Annotated in this window: 22 protein-coding genes; 15 read left to right on the top strand and 7 right to left on the bottom strand. The window is 43.3% G+C overall.

Annotated elements, in window-relative coordinates; all coding sequences use genetic code 11:
* Window positions 1-5 precede the first annotated feature (5 nt).
* The 3 genes from tgt to BM043_RS13395 are packed head-to-tail and all read left to right on the top strand — an operon-like array spanning window position 6 to window position 3125.
* The gene (gene tgt, locus BM043_RS13405) at window positions 6-1136 is read left to right on the top strand and encodes a tRNA guanosine(34) transglycosylase Tgt (RefSeq protein WP_092792449.1); all 1131 of its coding nucleotides are present in this window, start codon (window positions 6-8) and stop codon (window positions 1134-1136) included.
* Between the two features lie 3 nt (window positions 1137-1139).
* On the top strand, window positions 1140-2213 hold the full coding sequence (locus BM043_RS13400) for an LptF/LptG family permease (protein ID WP_092792446.1): 1074 nt from the start codon (window positions 1140-1142) through the stop codon (window positions 2211-2213).
* Window positions 2214-3125, top strand: coding sequence for a DMT family transporter (locus BM043_RS13395; protein WP_092792443.1), 912 nt, complete (start codon window positions 2214-2216; stop codon window positions 3123-3125).
* On the opposite strand, the gene BM043_RS13390 is transcribed toward BM043_RS13395, so the two are convergent.
* From BM043_RS13390 to ispE, 3 genes are read right to left on the bottom strand one after another with little or no spacing between them, the layout of a single operon-like run.
* On the bottom strand, window positions 3122-3454 hold the full coding sequence (locus BM043_RS13390) for a type II toxin-antitoxin system PemK/MazF family toxin (protein ID WP_092792440.1): 333 nt from the start codon (window positions 3452-3454) through the stop codon (window positions 3122-3124). The genes BM043_RS13395 and BM043_RS13390 overlap by 4 nt on opposite strands.
* Window positions 3441-3686, bottom strand: coding sequence for a CopG family transcriptional regulator (locus BM043_RS13385; RefSeq protein ID WP_092792438.1), 246 nt, complete (start codon window positions 3684-3686; stop codon window positions 3441-3443). Before BM043_RS13385 ends, BM043_RS13390 begins: the two co-directional genes overlap by 14 nt.
* A gap of 41 nt (window positions 3687-3727) precedes the next feature.
* The gene (gene ispE, locus BM043_RS13380; protein WP_092792436.1) at window positions 3728-4534 is read right to left on the bottom strand and encodes a 4-(cytidine 5'-diphospho)-2-C-methyl-D-erythritol kinase; all 807 of its coding nucleotides are present in this window, start codon (window positions 4532-4534) and stop codon (window positions 3728-3730) included.
* Between the two features lie 522 nt (window positions 4535-5056).
* Between ispE and ilvD the strand changes: the two genes are divergently transcribed.
* The 10 genes from ilvD to BM043_RS13330 all read left to right on the top strand — a co-directional run bounded on the left by ilvD (window position 5057) and on the right by BM043_RS13330 (window position 16632).
* Window positions 5057-6736, top strand: a complete 1680-nt coding sequence (ilvD, locus tag BM043_RS13375; RefSeq protein WP_092792434.1) for a dihydroxy-acid dehydratase — start codon at window positions 5057-5059, stop codon at window positions 6734-6736.
* Between the two features lie 5 nt (window positions 6737-6741).
* Window positions 6742-8436 carry a biosynthetic-type acetolactate synthase large subunit gene (gene ilvB / locus BM043_RS13370; RefSeq protein ID WP_245753036.1) on the top strand — a complete coding sequence of 565 codons (1695 nt, stop codon included), beginning with the start codon at window positions 6742-6744 and terminating at the stop codon, window positions 8434-8436.
* Between the two features lie 12 nt (window positions 8437-8448).
* Window positions 8449-8949 (top strand): acetolactate synthase small subunit, encoded by a 501-nt coding sequence (ilvN, locus tag BM043_RS13365; RefSeq protein ID WP_092792432.1) that lies wholly within the window; start codon window positions 8449-8451, stop codon window positions 8947-8949.
* A gap of 41 nt (window positions 8950-8990) precedes the next feature.
* Window positions 8991-10034 carry a ketol-acid reductoisomerase gene (ilvC, locus tag BM043_RS13360; protein ID WP_092792430.1) on the top strand — a complete coding sequence of 348 codons (1044 nt, stop codon included), beginning with the start codon at window positions 8991-8993 and terminating at the stop codon, window positions 10032-10034.
* 21 nt (window positions 10035-10055) lie between these two features.
* The gene (locus BM043_RS13355; RefSeq protein ID WP_092792428.1) at window positions 10056-11564 is read left to right on the top strand and encodes a 2-isopropylmalate synthase; all 1509 of its coding nucleotides are present in this window, start codon (window positions 10056-10058) and stop codon (window positions 11562-11564) included.
* A gap of 5 nt (window positions 11565-11569) precedes the next feature.
* Window positions 11570-12976 (top strand): 3-isopropylmalate dehydratase large subunit, encoded by a 1407-nt coding sequence (leuC, locus tag BM043_RS13350; protein WP_092792427.1) that lies wholly within the window; start codon window positions 11570-11572, stop codon window positions 12974-12976.
* 88 nt (window positions 12977-13064) lie between these two features.
* Entirely contained in the window at window positions 13065-13655 is a 591-nt protein-coding gene (leuD, locus tag BM043_RS13345; protein ID WP_092792425.1) for a 3-isopropylmalate dehydratase small subunit, read from the top strand.
* An 8-nt stretch (window positions 13656-13663) separates the two neighbouring features.
* Window positions 13664-15250: an alpha-isopropylmalate synthase regulatory domain-containing protein gene (locus BM043_RS13340; protein WP_092792423.1), complete on the top strand. Its 1587-nt coding sequence runs from the start codon at window positions 13664-13666 to the stop codon at window positions 15248-15250.
* On the top strand, window positions 15219-16286 hold the full coding sequence (gene leuB, locus BM043_RS13335; RefSeq protein WP_092792421.1) for a 3-isopropylmalate dehydrogenase: 1068 nt from the start codon (window positions 15219-15221) through the stop codon (window positions 16284-16286). Before BM043_RS13340 ends, leuB begins: the two co-directional genes overlap by 32 nt.
* Window positions 16287-16392: 106 nt before the next feature.
* Window positions 16393-16632: an addiction module protein gene (locus BM043_RS13330; protein WP_092792419.1), complete on the top strand. Its 240-nt coding sequence runs from the start codon at window positions 16393-16395 to the stop codon at window positions 16630-16632.
* Window positions 16633-16639: 7 nt separating this feature from the next.
* On the opposite strand, the gene BM043_RS13325 is transcribed toward BM043_RS13330, so the two are convergent.
* From BM043_RS13325 to BM043_RS13315, 3 genes are read right to left on the bottom strand one after another with little or no spacing between them, the layout of a single operon-like run.
* A complete protein-coding gene (locus tag BM043_RS13325; RefSeq protein WP_092792417.1) occupies window positions 16640-17095 on the bottom strand; it encodes a PIN domain-containing protein in 456 nt (151 codons plus the stop codon).
* A complete protein-coding gene (locus BM043_RS13320) occupies window positions 17092-17406 on the bottom strand; it encodes a hypothetical protein (protein WP_092792415.1) in 315 nt (104 codons plus the stop codon). Before BM043_RS13320 ends, BM043_RS13325 begins: the two co-directional genes overlap by 4 nt.
* A gap of 15 nt (window positions 17407-17421) precedes the next feature.
* A complete protein-coding gene (locus BM043_RS13315) occupies window positions 17422-17994 on the bottom strand; it encodes a hypothetical protein (RefSeq protein WP_092792413.1) in 573 nt (190 codons plus the stop codon).
* An 81-nt stretch (window positions 17995-18075) separates the two neighbouring features.
* Here BM043_RS13315 and truA point away from each other — a divergent pair, with 81 nt between their 5' ends.
* Window positions 18076-18864, top strand: a complete 789-nt coding sequence (truA, locus tag BM043_RS13310; RefSeq protein ID WP_177188479.1) for a tRNA pseudouridine(38-40) synthase TruA — start codon at window positions 18076-18078, stop codon at window positions 18862-18864.
* 76 nt (window positions 18865-18940) lie between these two features.
* Entirely contained in the window at window positions 18941-20254 is a 1314-nt protein-coding gene (gene rimO / locus BM043_RS13305) for a 30S ribosomal protein S12 methylthiotransferase RimO (protein WP_092792560.1), read from the top strand.
* Between the two features lie 101 nt (window positions 20255-20355).
* On the opposite strand, the gene BM043_RS13300 is transcribed toward rimO, so the two are convergent.
* A complete protein-coding gene (locus BM043_RS13300; protein ID WP_092792408.1) occupies window positions 20356-20763 on the bottom strand; it encodes a hypothetical protein in 408 nt (135 codons plus the stop codon).
* Between the last annotated feature and the right edge of the window lie 27 nt (window positions 20764-20790).

Below are 20790 nucleotides of genomic sequence, written 5' to 3'. Positions count from 1 at the left end.
AGTAAATGAAGTTTAGATTAGAGAAATCCGACAACCAATCAAAAGCTCGCGCAGGAAAACTGGAGACCGATCACGGGACGATCCAAACGCCGATTTTTATGCCTGTGGGCACTGCCGGGACAGTGAAAGCGGTGCATCAGCGGGAACTTAAGGAGGATATTCAAGCTCAGATAATTCTGGGAAATACCTATCACCTTTATCTTCGTCCTGGATTGGATATTCTGGAAAAAGCAGGAGGACTTCATAAATTCAACGGTTGGGATCGGCCAATTTTGACCGATTCAGGGGGCTATCAGGTTTTCTCCCTGGCCGGAACCCGTAAGATCAAAGAAGAAGGCGTGACTTTCAAATCCCATATCGACGGGTCTAAGCACCATTTTACTGCTGAAAATGTAATGGACATACAGCGTACCATCGGAGCGGATATCATCATGGCCTTTGACGAGTGCACACCTTACCCTTGTGAATACGGCTATGCGCGAAATTCAATGGAAATGACCCATCGTTGGCTGAAACGATGCATCCATCGATTTGATGCTACGGAGGGAAAATACGGCTACAGTCAGACGCTTTTTCCAATAGTCCAGGGTTCGGTGTATAAGGATCTGCGAAAGCAAAGTGCTGAGTTTATCGCTGAGCAGGGAAGAGAAGGAAATGCTATTGGAGGGCTTTCCGTAGGAGAACCTGCCGAAATGATGTATGAAATGACCGAATTGGTCACGGATATTTTGCCAGTAGACAAGCCACGCTACCTCATGGGAGTCGGGACACCGGCAAATATTCTGGAGTGCATCGCGCTCGGAGTGGATATGTTTGACTGTGTGATGCCAACCCGAAATGCCCGAAACGGCATGCTTTTTACTTCGGAGGGGATCATCAATATCCGAAATGAAAAATGGAAGGATGATTTCAGTCCCATCGATCCCGCAATTGGAAACTATGCGAGTACGTTTTACTCCAGGGCCTATTTGCGTCATTTAACGATTTCTAAGGAAATTTTAGCTGCGCAAATCGCCAGTATTCATAACTTATCTTTTTATTTGTGGCTGGTGGGACAGGCCAGAGAACATATCCTTGCAGGTGATTTTGCCGTTTGGAAAGATCAAATGGTCAAAAAAGTAAGCACCCGACTTTAACCAATGAAACTACTCGATAAGCTGATAATAAAGGATTTTTTGAAGACCTACTTCTTTGTGGTCTTGATGCTTATTCTTGTGGTTTTGGTGCTGGATTTTACCGAAAAAAACGATATCTACATTCAAAACCAGGTTCCCTCGGCTGAAATCCTCCGCTACATGGGAAATTATGGTTTGTATCTGAATAACTTATTAACCCCGATCACGGTTTTTATTTCCGTCATTTTTATTACCTCCAAAATGGCTGGACGAACAGAGATTATCGCGATTCTCAGCAGTGGAGTGAGTTTTGTACGTTTGCTTCGTCCTTTTTTGATGGGAGCGGCTTTGATCGGAGCCGCAAGTTTTTACTTGAATGGCTGGGTTTTGCCCACCGCTACAGAGGGTGTGACAGTATTCCGATTGGTATATTTGGATAAAGGAGCACCTAACACCGAGCAGAATGTTCATATCAAAGTGGGGGAAAATAGTTATGCTTACTTAAATCGATTTTATAAAACCAGTAACTCCGGATTTACTTTCACATTGGAAACTATTAAAGATGGTAAACTCCTGGCTAAGCTCTCAGCGGATCGTATTGAGTGGGATACGGCAAAAAATTCCTGGACACTACGAAACTGGCGACTCCGAGAGCTTAAAGATCGAAAGGAAGTATGGACCGTGGGAGAGGCAAAGGATACGGTTTTGTCGATTGTGCCGGATGATTTTGGGATTCCCGAGAAACATCACGAAACACTCAAATTACCCCAGCTCAGTCGACAGATTAAAACCTTGGAAGCGCGAGGTGCGGATAATGTAGAATTTTATAAAATTGAGCGATATGTACGCTTTATGTCTCCCTTTGCCGCGCTTATTTTAACCTTTATCGGGGTCATTATGTCTGCTCGAAAAACCCGGGGAGGATCGGGGTTTCAGATTGCCATGGGCTTTTTGATGGCTTTTGTTTATATTTTATTGTTTATTCTTTCCCGGACTTTTGCCGAAAATGGCTCCGAATACCCCATCTTTTCAGTTTGGCTTCCCAATATCGTTTTTGGGCTTGTGGGATTGGTGTTGTACAAAACAGTTCCGCGATAAATGCAGGCTAGCTTCAAGGATTATTTATTGCTTCATCTAATCGTTTTGATTTGGGGATTCACTGCGATTTTGGGCGTATTGATATCGCTTCCGGCTTTGGAATTGGTTTTTTATCGCACCTTGATTGCGTCCATCGGCGTGGCCTTGCTTTTTGTTTGGAAAAAGAAAAATATCCTGATCCCTACACAGGAAATGTGGAAGGTGCTCGGGACGGGGATTTTGATCGCGCTGCATTGGATTCTGTTTTTCTGGTCAGCACGAGTTGCTACGGTATCAGTATGTTTGGCAGGAATGGCGACGACTTCATTGTGGACTGCTTTTGTGGAGCCTTTTTTTAACAGGACAAAGATCAAATGGTACGAGGTAGCCTTGGGAATCATGGTGATTTCCGGATTGGTGGTTATTTTCAAATTTGAAACCGGTTACTGGCTGGGGTTGGCGATGGCTTTGGCTTCCGCGTTTCTGGCCGCTTGTTTTTCGGTAATCAACGGACGTCTGACCAAAAAGCACGATCCTTATCAGATTACTTTTTATGAGATGAGTGGAGCCAGTATGTTTATTTTGGCGTTTATGCCGATTTATGCCGCGTATTTGACGGAAGGAGAAGGGATCCAATGGGCTTGGCAAGGTTTTGACTGGTTTTGGTTGTTGATTTTAGGAGGAGTTTGTACAGTCTATGCCTTTTCGGTTTCAGTAGATTTGATGAAGCGATTGACGGTATTTTCTATCAACTTGACGATTAATCTGGAGCCGGTTTACGGAATAGTCTTGGCGGTATTGATTTTTGGGGAAAAGGAAAAAATGACTCCGGAGTTTTACTTGGGCACGTTGATTATTTTGATTTCTGTGCTGATTTATCCAGTGTTGAATTATTGGAATAAGCGGAGAAAAGCAGTGAGGACTTTGGGTTAAAAGGTAAGGATATCATTTAAGGTCTCAATGGCAAGTTTGATCTCCTTTTTTTCTACCTCTCCAATTTTGGTTTTGAGCTTTTGCTTGGATATTGACCTTAAATGAAAAATCATAACCTCTGAATCTACTTTTAATCCATTTTTTTCAGTTGGTGTTAAAATCGGATTTCCTTTATATCCTTTGATTTTACTTGTCAAAGGTGCTGCCAGGACAACCTGGAGATGGGTGTTTAAAAGGTTTCCACTCAAAATGACTACAGGCCTAAATCCAGCTTGCTCCGATCCGATTACAGGGTCTAATCTTTCATGCCAAATTTCACCTTGCTTCATTTTCTTCTATTTGCTTGAAGTATTCTCCCATGTCTTCTTCTGCCATTTCCAATACCTCAGGATCTTTAGAAGCCATTCTGTAAGATTTGGCATATTCAAGACGCTTCAAATAATCCAAATATGCCCTTAGGGCTTTTTCGATCAGTTTATTTTTTGGAATTGATAGTTTGGAAGCTTCGGAAGAAACTTTTTCGAGGAGATCATCCGGGAGAGAACTTGTGAACGTAGCCATTTTATTTGAAGTTAAAGGTAAATATAATAATAAATACGTTTTTAAAGTTCTTTTTCAAAACAAAAATAATGCCCTGAAAAATTAATACCGCTTGGCTTTGTATCGAAAAGGCCAAACACACTCGAACCCGATCCGGACATTGCGGCATAATACGCACCTGCCTCGTAAAATTGACTTTTGATTGCGGCGATTTGTGGATGGTTTTTAAAAATACGTTCTTCGAAGTCATTCACCAATTCATTTTTCCAGCGACTTCGGTTGGCGATCACTTCTTCCAGTTTGACTTTGGGTGGGGCGGGAGTGACACCGGCGTAAGCTTCTTTGGTGCCGATGTGAATTCCGGGATTGATCAGTACCAAATAACTTCCCTTAAGCGAGAGGTCAACGGGCTCAAGGATTTCGCCTCGGCCCCTGGCGATTTTTGGGGTGTTTTCGATGAAAAATGGACAATCACTTCCGAGTTGGGCTGCGTATTCTTCCAAGAAAAAATCATCCAAGTGCAGGTCAAAAAGGTTGTTCATAAGCTTCAGCGCAAAGGCCCCGTCCGCCGAACCTCCGCCAAGTCCAGCTCCCATAGGAATGTGTTTGTGTAAATGGATTTTGAGGTTGGGTAAGCCTTGAAAATCCTTACGAAGGAGTTTTTCCGCCTTTAGAATCAAATTATCTTTCGCCTCGCCAGGAATCGGCAATCCGCTACTTTCCCATCCACCCTTTTTGTCAATAATCATCTCCAGGGCATCCCAGAGCGGGATCGGAACCATACAGGTTTCGATTTGATGATACCCGTCTTTTCGCCTTCCGGTGATGTGAAGTCCAAGATTGATTTTGGCATTTGGGAATGTGATCATAGATGTAAATTTTAACAAAAATAGGATAAAATTTAAAGGCAAAACTTGGGATTTTTAATTGAAAATTTTATAAAGAAAGTTCAAAATATTAGTGCATTGATTTCGATTCGGATTTTTCATTGTTAAAAAGGAAAAGAAAATTGATAAAAATTGAAAAAACCGAAATTCGAAATAATATTTTGAAAAACGGTTAAATCCTGAATTCAATTTTTTAAAAAAGGATAAAATGTCTTCATTTTACCATTAATATTCTGAAAAAATCTATTTTACTTACATTTAAATTTTGTTTTATAAACAAAAAGGCGAATTAAATATTGTAAGTGTGGTTTTTCGGAATTAAGTTTGAAAAATATTTAAAAGAAATTTATCTGCTCAACCCGAAATTTATGAACCTAGTGGTCTTTTTGCTAAGCTTGATTATTCTCATTAGAATTTAATGTGAGGCACTAGACTATTTATTCTGATAAAATAAAATCCTAAGTGCCTCAGTCAGTTGAGGCACTTTTTTTATACCCAAAACCTATGAACCTAAAGAAATACAGTTGGGAAATATCCGATAATCCTGAGCATCCGGCCGGTAAGGCGATGCTTTATGCCACAGGACTGAGTGATAAAAAAATGAAGCAGCCATTCGTGGGAATCGCGAGCTGTGGCTATGAAAGCAATCCCTGCAATATGCATCTCAATGATTTTGCTGCACTGATTAAAGAATCTTCTCAAGAGCAAGAGCTCACAGGATTGGTTTTTAATACGATTGGGATTTCTGATGGTACTTCGATGGGGACGCTTGGAATGCGCTATTCGCTGGTTTCTAGGGAGATAATAGCCGACTCCATCGAGTCGTTTATTTTAGGACATTCATTTGACGCATGTGTGGCAGTGGCCGGATGCGATAAGAATATGCCCGGGGCGGTCATGGGGATGCTTCGCATCGACCGTCCTTCGATTATGGTTTATGGCGGTACGATTGCCTCGGGCAATTACAAAGGCGAGAAACTCAATATTGTATCTGCTTTTGAGGCTTTTGGGAAAAAAATCCAAGGGACGATTTCAGAAGAAGATTACGATGGCGTTATCCGAAATGCCTGCCCGGGTGCAGGGGCATGTGGGGGAATGTACACGGCAAATACCATGTCATCCGCAATCGAAGCTATGGGGATGTCTGTGCCTTACTCTGCCTCCAATCCAGCAAATTCACCTGAAAAAATCCAGGAATGTAAGGATGTCAATAAGTACATTAAAATTTTACTCGAAAAGGATATCAAGCCGAGCGATATCATCACTAGAAAAAGCATCGAAAATGCGGTACGCGTTGCGATAGCCCTAGGCGGTAGCACCAATGCGGTACTGCACATTTTGGCCATAGCCCGTACGGCGGGTGTGGATTTTAATTTGGAGGACTTCAAGGCGCTGAATGCAACAACCCCCATGATTGGAGATTTCAAGCCTTCCGGTAAATTCCTGATGGAGGATCTGCATGAGCAGGGAGGTTTACCAGCATTTATGAAATATTTCTTGGAAAAAGGCTTTTTACACGGAGACTGCTTGACCGTAACCGGAAAAACTCTTGCTGAAAATCTTGAAAATGTCACACCAATCGTACCCTCCAAAGTCAACGTCATTCATCCTATCGAGTCTCCGATCAAAGAGACTGGGCATTTATGCATTCTGAATGGAAATCTGGCTCCGGAAGGAGCAGTGGCAAAAATTACTGGAAAAGAAGGTCGACTATTTACCGGCCCTGCCAAGGTTTTTGATTCTGAGAAAGAAGCCAATGATGCGATCCGAGACCATGTCGTAAAGGCAGGGGATGTCATCGTCATTCGCAATGTAGGACCAAAAGGTGCTCCGGGAATGCCCGAAATGCTTAAGCCAACCTCCATGATCATCGGAGCGGGACTGGGAGCTGACGTAGCGCTGATTACGGATGGACGATTTTCAGGAGGCACGCATGGCTTTGTTGTTGGGCATGTAACGCCAGAAGCTTGGAATGGTGGTCCCATTGGTCTGATTCAAGATGGAGATGAAATCACCATAGATACCAATGCTCAATCGCTGTCGGTGGATGTCAGTGAGGAAGAGTTTGCGAAGCGTAAAAAATCCTGGTCCCCAAAGGCGATCTCTGGACTCCAGGGGACCTTAAAAAAATATAATCAGTTAGTTTCTACTGCGTCTGAAGGTTGTGTAACCGATAAATTTTAAAACCTATGAAGGATTCAATGATCAGAGGAGCCGATATAGTAGTTCGGTCGCTTATAGCCGAGCAAGCGGAGATTATTTTTGGATACCCCGGAGGTGCGATTATGCCGGTGTATGATGCATTGTATGATTATCATGAGCAGATCAAACATGTGCTTACCCGTCATGAACAGGGAGCTATTCATGCGGCTCAAGGGTATGCCCGAGTCTCGGGAAAAGTGGGCGTTTGCTTGGCAACTTCCGGTCCCGGTGCAACCAATCTGATCACAGGACTGGCGGATGCACAGATTGACAGTACACCTTTGGTTTGTATCACGGGTCAGGTTGCGGCGCATTTGCTTGGGACGGATGCTTTTCAGGAAACGGATGTGGTCGGTATATCCATGCCCGGTACCAAATGGAATATTCAAGTCCGTACGGTAGAGGAAATTGCTCCGGCCATTGCCAAAGGATTTTATATCGCTCGTTCGGGAAGACCGGGACCGGTTTTGATTGACATTACCAAAAATGCCCAAGTTGATTTCGGGTCATTTAACTACGTTCCTTGTTTGGGCTTTAGATCCTATAAAACTCACCAGGTTATTGATCAAGCTGTAGTTTCCCAAGCTGCTAAGTTGATCAATGAAGCCGAGCGACCTTATTTGCTTTTTGGGCAGGGCATCACGCTGGGAAAAGCAGAAACGGAATTAAAGTTTTTCTTGGACAAATCGGGAATCCCGGCGGCTTGTACACTATTGGGCTCTGGAGCGCTTTCAGAGGACCATCCAAATTTTGTCGGGAAGCTCGGAATGCATGGAAATTATGCGCCGAATCTTCTGACCAATCAATGCGATGTGTTGATTGCGGTAGGCATGCGTTTCGACGACAGAGTAACGGGCGATTTGAAACGATACGCTAAGCAGGCCAAGGTGATCCACCTCGAATTGGATGCGGCCGAAATCAATAAAAATGTCAAAGCAGAAGTTGCCATTCACGGTGATTGTAAGGAAAGCCTCAGTCTGCTGACCGAGGCGGTTGATAAAAAAACACATGAAGGCTGGATGGGCAAGTTTAAGGAACTGGAGAAAATGGAAAAAGAGGCGGTCATGCAGCATGATATTACGCCCACCAAGACAGGATTGACAATGGGAGAAGTCATCAATCAGATCAATCAATACAAAGCTGACGATGCGGTGCTGGTCACAGATGTGGGTCAGCATCAGATGATCGCCTGGCGATATTTTAACTACAAAAAAACCAGGACTCAAGTGACTTCAGGGGGATTGGGAACGATGGGTTTTGCATTGCCGGCGGCTTTAGGAGCGCAGCTTTACGATTACTCAAGACAAGTCATCTGTGTAGTCGGAGACGGAGGCATTCAAATGACTATTCAGGAACTGGGTACGATTATGCAGACCAAGGCTCCAGTTAAAATCGTTCTGTTAAATAATAATTTTCTGGGGATGGTAAGGCAGTGGCAACAGATGTTTTTCGATCGGCGCTATTCCTTTACAGAATTGGACAATCCTGACTTCGTAAAAATCGCTGACGCTTATAATATTAGATCCCAAAAGGTAACGGAAAGGACAGACTTAACTGAGGCGATAGAAGATATGCTGATTCACGACGGACCGTTCTTTTTGGAAGTAGTCGTAGAGAAAGAGGACAATGTATTCCCGATGATCGCTACCGGTTGTTCAGTAGAGGAAGTAAGACTCTCCTAAAAATTCCCAAATATGAAACGCTATACCATTTTTGTCATTACCGAAAACTTCATCGGAATCCTCAATAGGATCACGATCATTTTCACGAGACGTGGAATTAATATTGACGCCTTGACTGCTTCTGAAAGTAGATTGGAAGGTATTCATCGGGTTACCATCGAAGTAGCAGCCAGCGAGGATACGGTCATTCAGCTTGTAAATCAAATCGAAAAAATCATCGATGTGATCAAGGCATTTTATCACGAGGATAGTGCGGTGGTTTATCAAGAATTGGCTTTATACAAAATCCCAGTGGCCAGACTGGAAGCAGGTTTGGAAAAAATTATCCGGCAGCACAATGCCAAAGTAATTTCCGCTGAGCCTGAGTTTGTGGTATTGGAGCTCACCGGACATAAGGAACAAACGCAGGAACTCTTGGAGATTCTTAAGGGCTATGGACTTTTGGAATTTGCCAGGTCAGGAAGGGTGGCGGTGGCGAAACGGATGTTGACCATCGATTCGCTTTTGAAATAAAATCTAAAAATCAAACTAATAAATCTATTAATCCGAAAATCATGAAATTAAAATTCGGCAACGTTGAAGAAAATGTGGTGACCCGTGAGGAATTTCCGCTGGAAAAAGCCAAAGATGTACTAAAAGATGAAGTGATCGCAGTGCTGGGTTACGGTGTTCAGGGACCTGGACAGGCTTTGAACCTAAAAGATAATGGCTTTAATGTCATCGTTGGACAGCGAAAAGGATCAAAAACCTGGGACAAAGCCGTTGCAGACGGCTGGGTTCCTGGTGAGACTTTGTTTGAATTGGAAGAAGCCTGCGAGCGCGGAACTATTCTTCAGTTTTTGCTTTCTGACGCGGGTCAGATTGCCCTTTGGCCTACGGTAAAAAAACACCTTTCTCCAGGAAAAGCACTCTATTTTTCCCATGGATTCGGAGTGACCTACAAGGATAAAACCGGAATCGTTCCTCCTGCGGATGTGGATGTAATTTTGGTTGCACCAAAAGGCTCAGGAACATCTTTGAGACGGATGTTTGTCGAAGGCAGGGGCTTAAACTCTTCCTTTGCAATTTATCAGGATGCCACGGGCAAAGCGAAAGACCGTGTAGTCGCTTTGGGAATCGGAGTGGGATCCGGCTATCTCTTTGAGACTGATTTTTACCGGGAAGTGACCTCTGATTTGACAGGGGAGCGAGGTACGCTCATGGGAGCCATCCAGGGGATTTTTGCTGCGCAATATGAGGTATTGAGAGCAAATGGACATACCCCATCGGAAGCCTTCAACGAGACAGTGGAGGAATTGACCCAATCTTTGATGCCTTTGGTAGCCGAGAATGGAATGGATTGGATGTATGCTAACTGCTCAACGACAGCACAGCGAGGTGCTTTGGATTGGTGGAAGCCTTTCCGTGACGCAACCAAACCGGTTTTCGAAGAACTTTACGAATCCGTAAAAACAGGTAAAGAGGCCCAGAAATCGATCGATTCCAATTCTAAATCTGATTACAGAGTGAAACTTGAGGCGGAATTAAAAGAGCTCAGAGAATCTGAAATGTGGCAGGCCGGAGCGGTCGTCCGTCAGTTGAGACCAGAAAATAATTAAAAACCCAAAACCCCTAAAAATATGAGTGACAAGCTGTGGATATTTGATACGACCCTTAGAGATGGGGAGCAGGTGCCGGGATGTCAGTTAAACACCCAGGAGAAAATCATAGTAGCTAAAGCGCTGGAAGATCTCGGAGTGGATATAATCGAAGCAGGATTTCCCATTTCCAGCCCAGGTGATTTTAACTCAGTAGTTGAAATTTCGAAAGCAGTTTCCAATCCCATCATTTGCGCGCTCTCCAGAGCGGTAGAAAAGGATATCGAAGTCGCTGCCCAAGCACTCAAATTTGCCAAAAAAGGCCGTATTCATACGGGAATCGGGGTATCTCCCTATCATATTCAGTACAAATTAAGATCTACTCCTGAGGAAATTATCCGAAGAGGAGTAGCGGCGGTGAAGTTTGCCAAGCAATTTGTAGAGGATGTGGAGTTTTATGCCGAGGATGCTGGTCGATCGGAACCTGATTTTCTTTGTAGAATTATCGAAGAAGTGATCAAGGCCGGTGCGACAGTGGTAAATATTCCCGATACCACAGGTTATTGCCTTCCCGAGCAGTATGGTGGAATTATCGCCGATCTAAAAAATCGCGTGTCCAATATTGATAAAGCGATTATTGCTACGCATTGTCACAATGATCTGGGGATGGCCACTGCCAATACCGTAGCCGGTGTGCAGCATGGCGCCCGTCAGGTAGAGGTAACGATCAACGGAATCGGTGAGCGTGCTGGAAATACCTCCATGGAGGAAGTGGTCATGGCTATAAAATGTCATAAATCCATTCCGGTTCATACATCCATTGATACGCCAAAAATCTACAAAACCAGTCGATTGGTGTCTAAGCTGATGAATATGCCCGTACAGCCCAACAAGGCAATCGTGGGTAGAAATGCTTTTGCGCATTCCTCTGGAATTCATCAGGATGGGGTGTTGAAACATCGGGAAAACTATGAAATCATTGATCCCAAAGAAGTAGGAGTGGAGGAGTCATCTATCGTTTTGACTGCTAGATCGGGAAGAGCCGCTTTGAAACATCACTTAGATGCCTTGGGTGTAGAATTGGAGGGGGAAGAGCTTCGCAAAGTTTATGAGGAGTTTTTGATTTTGGCAGATTCTAAGCGAGATATCGGAAGAAAAGATCTCTTGGAATTGGTGGGGAAATACCTGGACGAATCCAATTTTATCGAATTAGAAAAGGTGACTTATTCCTCCAATGGTGAAATCACTTCTACGGTACAGCTCAAAATCGGAAACGAAAGCTTCAAAGCTACTCAGACCGGTGTGGGTCCAGTGGATGCGGTGTTGAAAGCTATCGAAGTCCTCGTTCAGCCTCAAGTTGATCTGGAAGAATTTCTGATTCAGGCGATGACTCATGGCTCCAATGACGTGGCAAAAGTTCACATGCGAGTCATCAAATCAGACAAGCCTTACTATGGCTTCGCTTCTCACGAGGATATCGTATTGGCATCGGCTTTTGCCTTTGTCGATGCATTAAATAAAATACCGGTCAAGGAATATGCGACTGCTTAATTACTATGGAAAAGAAAACATTATTTGATAAAGTTTGGGATGCACACGTGGTTAAATCGGTCTCTCAGGGTCCAGACGTGTTCTTCATCGATAAACATTTTATTCATGAAGTGACCTCTCCTGTCGCCTTCCTAAACTTGGAAAAGCGGGGAATCGGTGTGAAATATCCAGAGCGGACCATTGCCACTCCAGACCATAACGTGCCCACCGTGGCACAAGATCAAACGATCAAGGATAAACTTTCTCGAATGCAAGTGGAGCGACTTCGGGAGAATTGTAAAAGATATGGAATCGAACTCCATGATTTGGGTTCGGCTCATCACGGAATCGTCCATGTGATTGGACCGGAACTCGGGGTCACCCAGCCTGGGATGACTATTGTCTGTGGAGATTCTCACACCTCCACTCATGGGGCGTTCGGAGCGATTGCTTTTGGAATCGGTACATCCGAAGTCGAAATGGTTTTGGCCACCCAGTGCATCATGCAGTCCAAACCCAAAAAGATGCGGATTTCTGTAGATGGAGAATTGGGAAATGGGGTGACCTCGAAAGACATTATTCTTTATATCATTTCGAAAATTTCCGCTGCGGGAGCTACGGGCTATTTTGTAGAATATGCGGGATCTGCCATCAGAAATCTTTCTATGGAGGCACGGATGACGATTTGTAATATGTCCATTGAAATGGGAGCAAGAGGAGGATTTATCGCACCTGATGAAACCACTTATAATTACCTAAAAGGGAAGCGATATTCTCCAAAAGGGGAAGCCTGGGATCAAGCGGTGGAATATTGGAACTCACTTCAAACCGATCAAGGGGCAGTTTTCGACAAAGAGTACACCTATGACGCAGCAGATATTGAGCCGATGATCACCTATGGTACCAATCCGGGAATGGGCATCAAAGTAAAAGGCACAATTCCCAGTTTAGATGGAATGGAAGGATCAAATAAAAAATCTTACCTAAAATCCCTGGATTATATGGGTTTTCAGCCTGGTGAAGCAGTTAAAGGAAAATTGGTGGATTATGTTTTCGTAGGATCCTGTACCAATGGAAGAATCGAGGATATCCGATCCGTGGCTCAGTTTGTCAAAGGACGAAGGAAAGCCGATAATATTACGGCTTGGATTGTGCCTGGATCCAGAGAAGTAGAAAAAATGGCCCATGAAGAAGGATTGGTGAAAATTCTCGAGGAGGCTGGATTTGAATTACGCCAGCCCGGCTGCTCAGCTTGTCTGGCCATGAATGATGATAAAATTCCTGCTGGAAAGTATGCCGTTTCGACCTCCAACAGAAATTTCGAAGGCCGTCAAGGTCCTGGTGCTCGTACGATGCTTGCCTCGCCACTTACCGTAGCGGCAGTTGCCGTCACTGGCCGAATCACAGATCCTCGAGAAGTATTTAATAATTAAGAGGTTTGAAGTCAGAAGCCTGAAATTTTCAAAATGTAAAATTTTCATATCATGACTTCCAATTTTCCAATCTTTCAATTCGAAAAAAATGGCTTACGATAAATTTACAGTACTGAAAAGTACAGCGGTTCCTTTACCCGCAGAAAACGTCGATACGGACCAAATCATCCCTGCGCGCTTTTTGAAAGCAACGGAGCGAGAAGGTTTTGGGGATAATCTATTCCGAGACTGGCGCTATGATGTAGAAGGCAACCCGAAAAAGGATTTTGTGCTCAATGATCCAACTTACAGTGGAAAAATCTTGGTAGCAGGAAAAAACTTTGGCTCAGGTTCCAGTCGCGAGCATGCCGTCTGGGCAATTTATGATTATGGATTCCGCTGTGTGGTCTCCAGTTTTTTCGCAGATATCTTCAAAAATAACTGCCTGAATATCGGTGTACTTCCGGTGACTGTTTCACCGGGATTTGCGGAAAAACTTTTCGATGCAATCGAAGCAAATCCTTCGACCGAAATCGAAGTGAACCTACCCGAGCAAAAGATCAAACTCCTCGCAACGGGAGAATCTGAACCTTTTGACATCAATGAGTACAAAAAAGACAATATGCAAAACGGTTTCGACGATATCGACTACTTGTTGAATATGTCAGCTGAAATTGACGCTTTTGAAGCGTCCAAATAAGATTGAAAATGGAGGCGAATAGGAAAATAGAAATCATGGATACCACATTGAGGGATGGAGAACAGACCTCGGGGGTTTCCTTTTTGCCTTCGGAAAAGCTCCAGATTGCTAAATTACTCCTTGATGAACTCAAAGTAGACCGGATCGAAGTGGCATCCGCCCGCGTTTCTTCGGGAGAATTAGAAGGGGTTCAAAAAATCACCCACTGGGCCGAACAGAAAGGTTACCTAGACCGGGTGGAGGTCTTGGGTTTTGTCGATACACCTGCCTCAATAGATTGGATTTTACAGGCAGGAGCGCGAGTCATGAATCTTTTGACGAAGGGTTCATTGAATCACCTCACCCATCAGCTCAAAAAAACTCCTGAACAGCACTTTGCCGAAATCGCCAAAAGCATCCAATTGGCGAAAGAAAAAGGAATAGAAGTCAACGTCTATTTGGAAGACTGGTCCAATGGGATGCGTAATTCGAAGGAATATACCCTCAACTTGATCGAATTTCTAAGTTCTCAGCCCATCAAACGAATCATGTTGCCAGATACCTTGGGACTTTTGTCTCCTGATGAGGTCAGACACTTTTTCGATGAGTTGGTTGGGAAATTCCCCGATGTCCATTTCGACTTTCATGCGCACAACGATTACGATTTGTCGGTGGCCAATGTGATGGAGGCTATCCTTCATGGGGCCTCCGGGATCCATACGACGATCAATGGTCTCGGTGAACGTGCTGGGAATGCTCCTTTGGAGTCCGTGATAGCGGTCGTAAAGGATTTTACAGGTTTTCAGATAGGAGTGCAGGAGCACAAGATTTTCCGTGTATCCAAATTGGTTGAGCAATTTTCCGGACATCATATTCCTGCAAATAAACCGGTGGTCGGAGAAAATGTCTTTACCCAAACTGCCGGGATCCATGCGGACGGAGATAATAAAAAAAATCTCTATTTTAATGATTTGCTTCCGGAGCGATTTGGTCGTCAACGGAAGTACGCGCTGGGGAAAACCTCCGGTAAAGCCAATATTCTGAAGAATTTGGAGGAATTGGGGATTTCTTTGGAAAAAGAAGAACTTGCCCGAGTGACACAACGAATCATAGAACTTGGAGATAAAAAGGAGCGAGTCACGACGGAAGATTTGCCTTACATCATTTCCGATGTATTACAGAATAACTCCATCACCAGAAATATCAGCATCGAGGGATATCATATGACTCATTCGAAGGGACTGAAGCCTACCGTTCAGCTTCGGATGAATATTCACGGGAAATTTTATGATGCAAGTGCCACAGGAGACGGACAATACGATTCCTTTATGCGGGCATTGAAGAAGATTTATAAGTCAATTGGGAAAGAGCTGCCTAGGTTGACGGATTACCATGTTTCAATCCCTCCGGGTGGGAAAACAGATGCCTTTGTAGAGACCGTGATCACATGGGAATTTGGGAAACTATTTAAGACCAAGGGGTTAGATGCGGACCAAACCATCGCGGCCATGAAGGCTACCGAAAAGATGCTTAATATTTTAGAAACAATTAATTACAACCCAGAGAAAGAAGAATCCACAAATTATGGAAATGAATATCGCGTTATTGCCGGGTGATGGTATCGGCCCTGAGGTTATCGCTCAGGCAGTCAAAGTAGTGAAAGCTATAGGTCAAAAATTTGGACATCAAATTAGCTTTAAAGAAGGTCTTGTCGGAGCCTCTGCCATCGATGCTACCGGGGATCCGTATCCGGATGCTACCCATGAAATTTGTGCGGCATCAGATGCTGTCCTTTTCGGTGCAATCGGAGATCCGAAGTACGACAATGACCCCAAAGCGAAAGTAAGACCTGAGCAGGGATTGTTGAGAATGCGTCAGAAGTTGGGTCTTTTTGCCAATGTTCGGCCGACCTTTACTTTTCCTTCTTTGGTGCACAAGTCGCCTTTGAAGCTGGATCGCGTAGAAGGGGTGGATTTTGTCTTTTTTCGTGAGTTGACTGGAGGGATTTATTTTGGCGAACCCAGAGGTCGAAATGAGCAAGGCACCAAGGCTTTCGATACCAATGTGTACAGCAAAGAAGAGATTGTGAGATTGGCCAGAATGGGTTTCGAAGCGGCGCAAAAAAGAAGAAAACTTCTGACCTGCGTGGACAAAGCCAATGTCATGGCGACTTCCAGATTGTGGAGGGAAACTGTGCAGGAATTGGCTGCCGAATACCCGGATGTGAAAGTTGAATACGAATTTGTGGATGCGGTGGCGATGCGATTGATCCAATGGCCAAAGGCTTATGATGTCTTGATCACCGAGAATCTATTCGGAGATATTTTAACTGATGAGGCATCGGTGATTTCCGGATCTATGGGTTTGATGCCTTCTGCTTCTTTGGGTTCCGATGTGAAGCTTTTCGAACCGATTCACGGTTCCTATCCGCAGGCTGCGGGAAAAGATATTGCGAACCCCTTAGCAACGGTGCTCTCAGCTGCCATGATGTTTGAGTATGCATTTGACCTAAAAGAAGAAGCTAACCTAATTTCCGATATCGTCAATCTTTCATTAACCGAAGGAATAGTCACCGAAGATATTGCCGAAGGCGGCAAAGCCTACAAAACCTCCGAAGTGGGAGACTGGTTGGCTTCAAAAATATTGGGATAACCTAATCCCATTTAAAAATGAAAGGACCACCTCAGAAATGGGGTGGGTTTTTATCCGGTCATTGGAGAAAACTGTTTGATCAATTAAATTCACTAACTTTAAAGATATGCAAAATTCGATTTTAAAAGAAAAGCTTCATCAAGCAGTCGATTCTGCCGATTCTCAATTGTTGGAGATTTTGTTTTCGATAGTCAGTGAGTTCAATGAATCTAATTGTGAATTAAAACCCCAACAACAAGCTGAGCTAAAAAGAAGACTGGAATTGTTTGACTCTGGAAAAATGAAATTTGCTACTTGGGATGAGATGATTTCAAGAATTGAAAAAGTAACGAGCTTACCTCAATAAGGTTGAATCAATTCAACCTTTCATTTCTGATTTTCACCAAATCCACTACTTTTATCCCATAGGCATTTGGGTAATCAGCAAGTTTGGAATCTCCGGTAATCAAAAAATTACAATTTTTGCAGATTTCTAAAACTCCGCTATCAGTCAATCCAACCTCAAAAAAAGAATCGAAGTCAATTATTTTTTTAGACTCAAGAAATTTCTCTGTTGATTTTGCTATCAATTCTCTTATTACTAAGTAATAGTCCCAGCGATGTCCTTTTTGGAAATTATTCAGCAAGTTGTCCACTTCTGTCAAAACATTTGGCGTAGTTACTATTTTGCCTAAGTCGCCGATCAGAAATGCCAAATTCTCAAAATCATCTGATTCAAAAATCGAAGTACGTTTATGCGATGCGATAAGGGACTTTTCAATTAGTCCGACTATCAAAAGTATCAACGCATTGGTATCCACAAAAATCATCCTGCTTCCGAAAACATATATATTCCAAGAACTTCTTTGTTCTCGTCGATTATTAGCCTTTTATAAACTCGCTCATAAGGTAAGTTGGAAAGTCTTATTGCAAGGTTGGTAATGGCCAAATCCGAAGGATAGCTTATGTTTTTGTTTTCTACCAAATAGGAAACGACTACCTCCCAGATCTTTTCGGTCTTTTTATATTCTATCTGCTCTAATCGGAAATCAGATTTCTGAATATTGATTAATTCTGAAAACTGTTTTTTGCGGCGTCGAAGACCTCTCTTAATGAAAGTTCCATAACTGATTTTTTTCAAATTTACTGAATATCCTCAATCCCTCGCCGGATTGATCATGATATGCGCCCGATGCGTGCCCGGATCCATAATCCAGGGTAAACCCGGACTGGCGGGCTTTAGTGGAAGTCCGGTGCTTTCTGCTGTTGCCCACGGGATATAGACGACAGAACGGGTGTAGGTGTTTTTGGCCTCGCCTGTTTCCCAATTTACATCACTATGTTCTGCAGTAAGTGCATGTAGGGTCGCCCCTTGATCAGGGAGTTGGAGTTTGCCCGCTTTGGATTCAGCTTCCCGAATGTCAAATATTTCTTGGGCATTTTTTCCCTCTTTGCGAAGGGCCCATCCTCGCTCCATGAAAGGCTGCGCGCTGATGTGATAGCAGGAAACGCTCAAGCTTTCTCGGCGGGGATCATCTCCTAAGCAAACGGTTTGATTGCTGCCCTTCCGAAGTAAAGTCCCATCAAATCCATAAACAGTCGCATCGGCTCGCTGATCTTCAGGAGCAGCAAGAGTTGCTAACTTGATTTGGGTTTCTTTTGACGGTGTGGATTGCGCAAAGACTGAAAATCCACTAAAAACGAGGAATAGAGTCAAAATTGATTTCATAGCTGTATTTTTGGGTTTCCCTTAAATTTACAGAACCGGCAGCAAGCATCAAACTCTTCCGGAACATTAATCCTCATCATTTTGCAAAGCAAACCGTTCTCTTACCTCTTCGCAGTCAGTTATTTCGGGGCTCGATTCAAGGGTTGGGCTGTTCAAAAAGGCCAACCGACGATTCAGGGGAAACTCGAGCGGGTTTTTCGATTTGTATTGGGGAATGACGATTTTACGATTCTTGGTGGGAGTAGAACCGACTCGGGAGTGAGTTGTCGGGAAGGATATTTTCAGTTTTTTTCAAAGGAGGAAATCAACTGGGAAAATTATCTTGACCGGCTCAATCAGAATTTAGGAGGAGAAATTAAGTTGCTTGGGGTTAGTGAAACAGACCGGTCATTTAATCTGATCGCAAGGATGAAATCAAAAACCTATCGTTATTTTTTCTCAAATTCAATTCTTCATCCTTTTGCCACAGCGTTTGTCGCCGAAGTTTCTGAGGGTAAAATAGATTTATCTAAAATGAATGCCGCTGCCCAACTCTTTGAGGGAAAACATGATTTTCAGGCTTTTTGCACCCTTTCCGAATCGAAGTCTGACTATCAGCGCAATGTCATTCACTGCCAAATTTCTCCATCCAGTCTGTTCGAAGGGCAGTTTTTTTCAAAAAAAATCTGGATGATGGAAATCAAAGGAGAAGGTTTTCTCCATCATCAAGTACGGAAAATCATGCGAGCGGTTTGGTACGTGGGTTTGAGTACTTGGAGTTTGGAGGAAATTATTAAACGGTTGGAAAATCCAGAAAACAGATGGGAGAAAATACCTCCTGCTCCGGCAAATGGGCTTTTTCTTTGGAATACAGAGCTCCAAGATTTTTGAATAGTAGATTTGGCCTCATCCCATACTTTGCAAGGCTTTTTCCCTACCTTTGCAAACTCAAAATCGAGGAATAGCAGTGAAAGCGAGAACATTAAAGAAAGACAAAGTCAATATCATCACCATGGGTTGCTCCAAAAACCTGGTGGATTCAGAAGTTCTTTTGACACAGCTCAAAGGAAACGGAATCAACGCCAGTCATGAATCCAACTCGGATGACAATAATATCATTATTATCAATACCTGTGGATTTATTGACAATGCCAAACAGGAGTCCATCGATACGATTTTGCAATATGTCGATGCCAAAGAGCAGGGTTTGGTCGATAAAGTCTATGTGACAGGATGTCTTTCGCAGCGCTATAAGGATGACTTGGAAAAGGAAATTCCGCAGGTGGATGCCTTTTTCGGAACGCGGGATTTGCCGGCGATTTTGAAAAAATTCAAGGCGGATTATAAACATGAGTTAGTCGGAGAACGGTTGCTGACCCATTCGGCACATTATGCCTACATGAAAATCTCGGAAGGCTGTGACCGGCCTTGCTCTTTTTGCGCGATTCCACTGATGCGTGGTGGCCACGTTTCTCGACCGATTGAAGAATTGGTCAAAGAAGCGCAGCATAAAGCCGCTCAAGGAACAAAAGAGTTGCTGTTGATCGCCCAAGATTCGACTTATTACGGGCTGGATTTATACAAAAAGCGTAATCTGGCGGAGTTACTTCGCAATCTATCTGATGTGGAAGGAATTGACTGGATTCGCCTTCATTATGCCTATCCAACTGGCTTTCCTTTGGATGTGATTGAGGTGATGAAGGAGCGCAATAATATTTGCAAGTATTTGGATATTCCCTTGCAGCATGGGTCGACCGATGTTCTGAAAGCCATGCGTAGGGGAACAACCCGTGAAAAGCAGGAGGAACTGATTTATAAAATTCGTGAAATGATCCCGGAGATTGCCATTCGGACAACGCTGATCGCAGGTCACCCAGGAGAGGGAGAAAAGGAATTTCAGGAGATGGTGGATTTTGTGGAGCGGATGAAATTTGAGCGATTAGGGGTTTTTACCTATTCTCATGAGGAAAACACCCATGCTTATGGAATGGAAGACAAGCTATCTCAGGAAGAAAAGCAAGCGCGAGCCAATCACTTGATGGAAGTACAGGAGCAAATTAGCTATGACCTTAATCAAGAAAAAGTGGGTAAGACTTTCAAAGTACTGATCGATAAAAAAGAAGGCGGCTATTTCGTGGGTCGCACCGAATTTGACTCCGTTGAAGTAGATAATGAAGTCTTGATTGATGCCTCGAAAACGTATTGCCGAGTAGGAGATTTCGTGCAGGCCAAAGTTTTTGAGGCCTCAGAGTTTGATCTCTATGCTTCAGTAGTGGAGTGATGTGTTGGATTTGAATCCTTCTTCGATTGGTAAAAAAAAGGTTGTTTCTTTATCGGAAACAACCTTTTTTCTTGATTCAGATCTAATGCGGTCGGTTAAATCTATTGAACCATTTGGTCAATTTTGGCAATTTCCTCTTTGTAGTCTTCGATTGATTCAGCAAGTTTTTCTATCTGCTTTTCCAGTTTTTCGATTTTCTTATCTTGCTTGTCTATTTTTTTGTTGATTTTATCGATGTCATTGGGAGAGAGTTTTCCCGCAGAATTATCTTTCTCATAGTTGTCTTGGATCTTTTCTTTCTTTTCGTTTTCCTTGACAAGTTTCTCTTGGCTTTTTAAAAGTTTTAATTCGTCCTTTTTGACTTTCTTTTCCAGTTTAAGTGCTTTTTTCTCCTCTTTGGTCATTTCACTTTCGATGATGACTTCCTGGGCTACAGCCTCGGAAATCGGATTGAAAAGATAAACTCCGATGGCAATTAGTGCGATTCTAAGAATTTTTGAATAGGTCATGATGATAAAGTTTATAATCTTAAAAAC

Origin of the sequence: Algoriphagus hitonicola (genome assembly GCF_900113375.1) — a bacterium.
GTDB lineage: Bacteria > Bacteroidota > Bacteroidia > Cytophagales > Cyclobacteriaceae > Algoriphagus > Algoriphagus hitonicola.
Note: the sequence above shows the minus strand (reverse complement) of the source record. Positions and strands in the feature narration are given on the sequence as shown.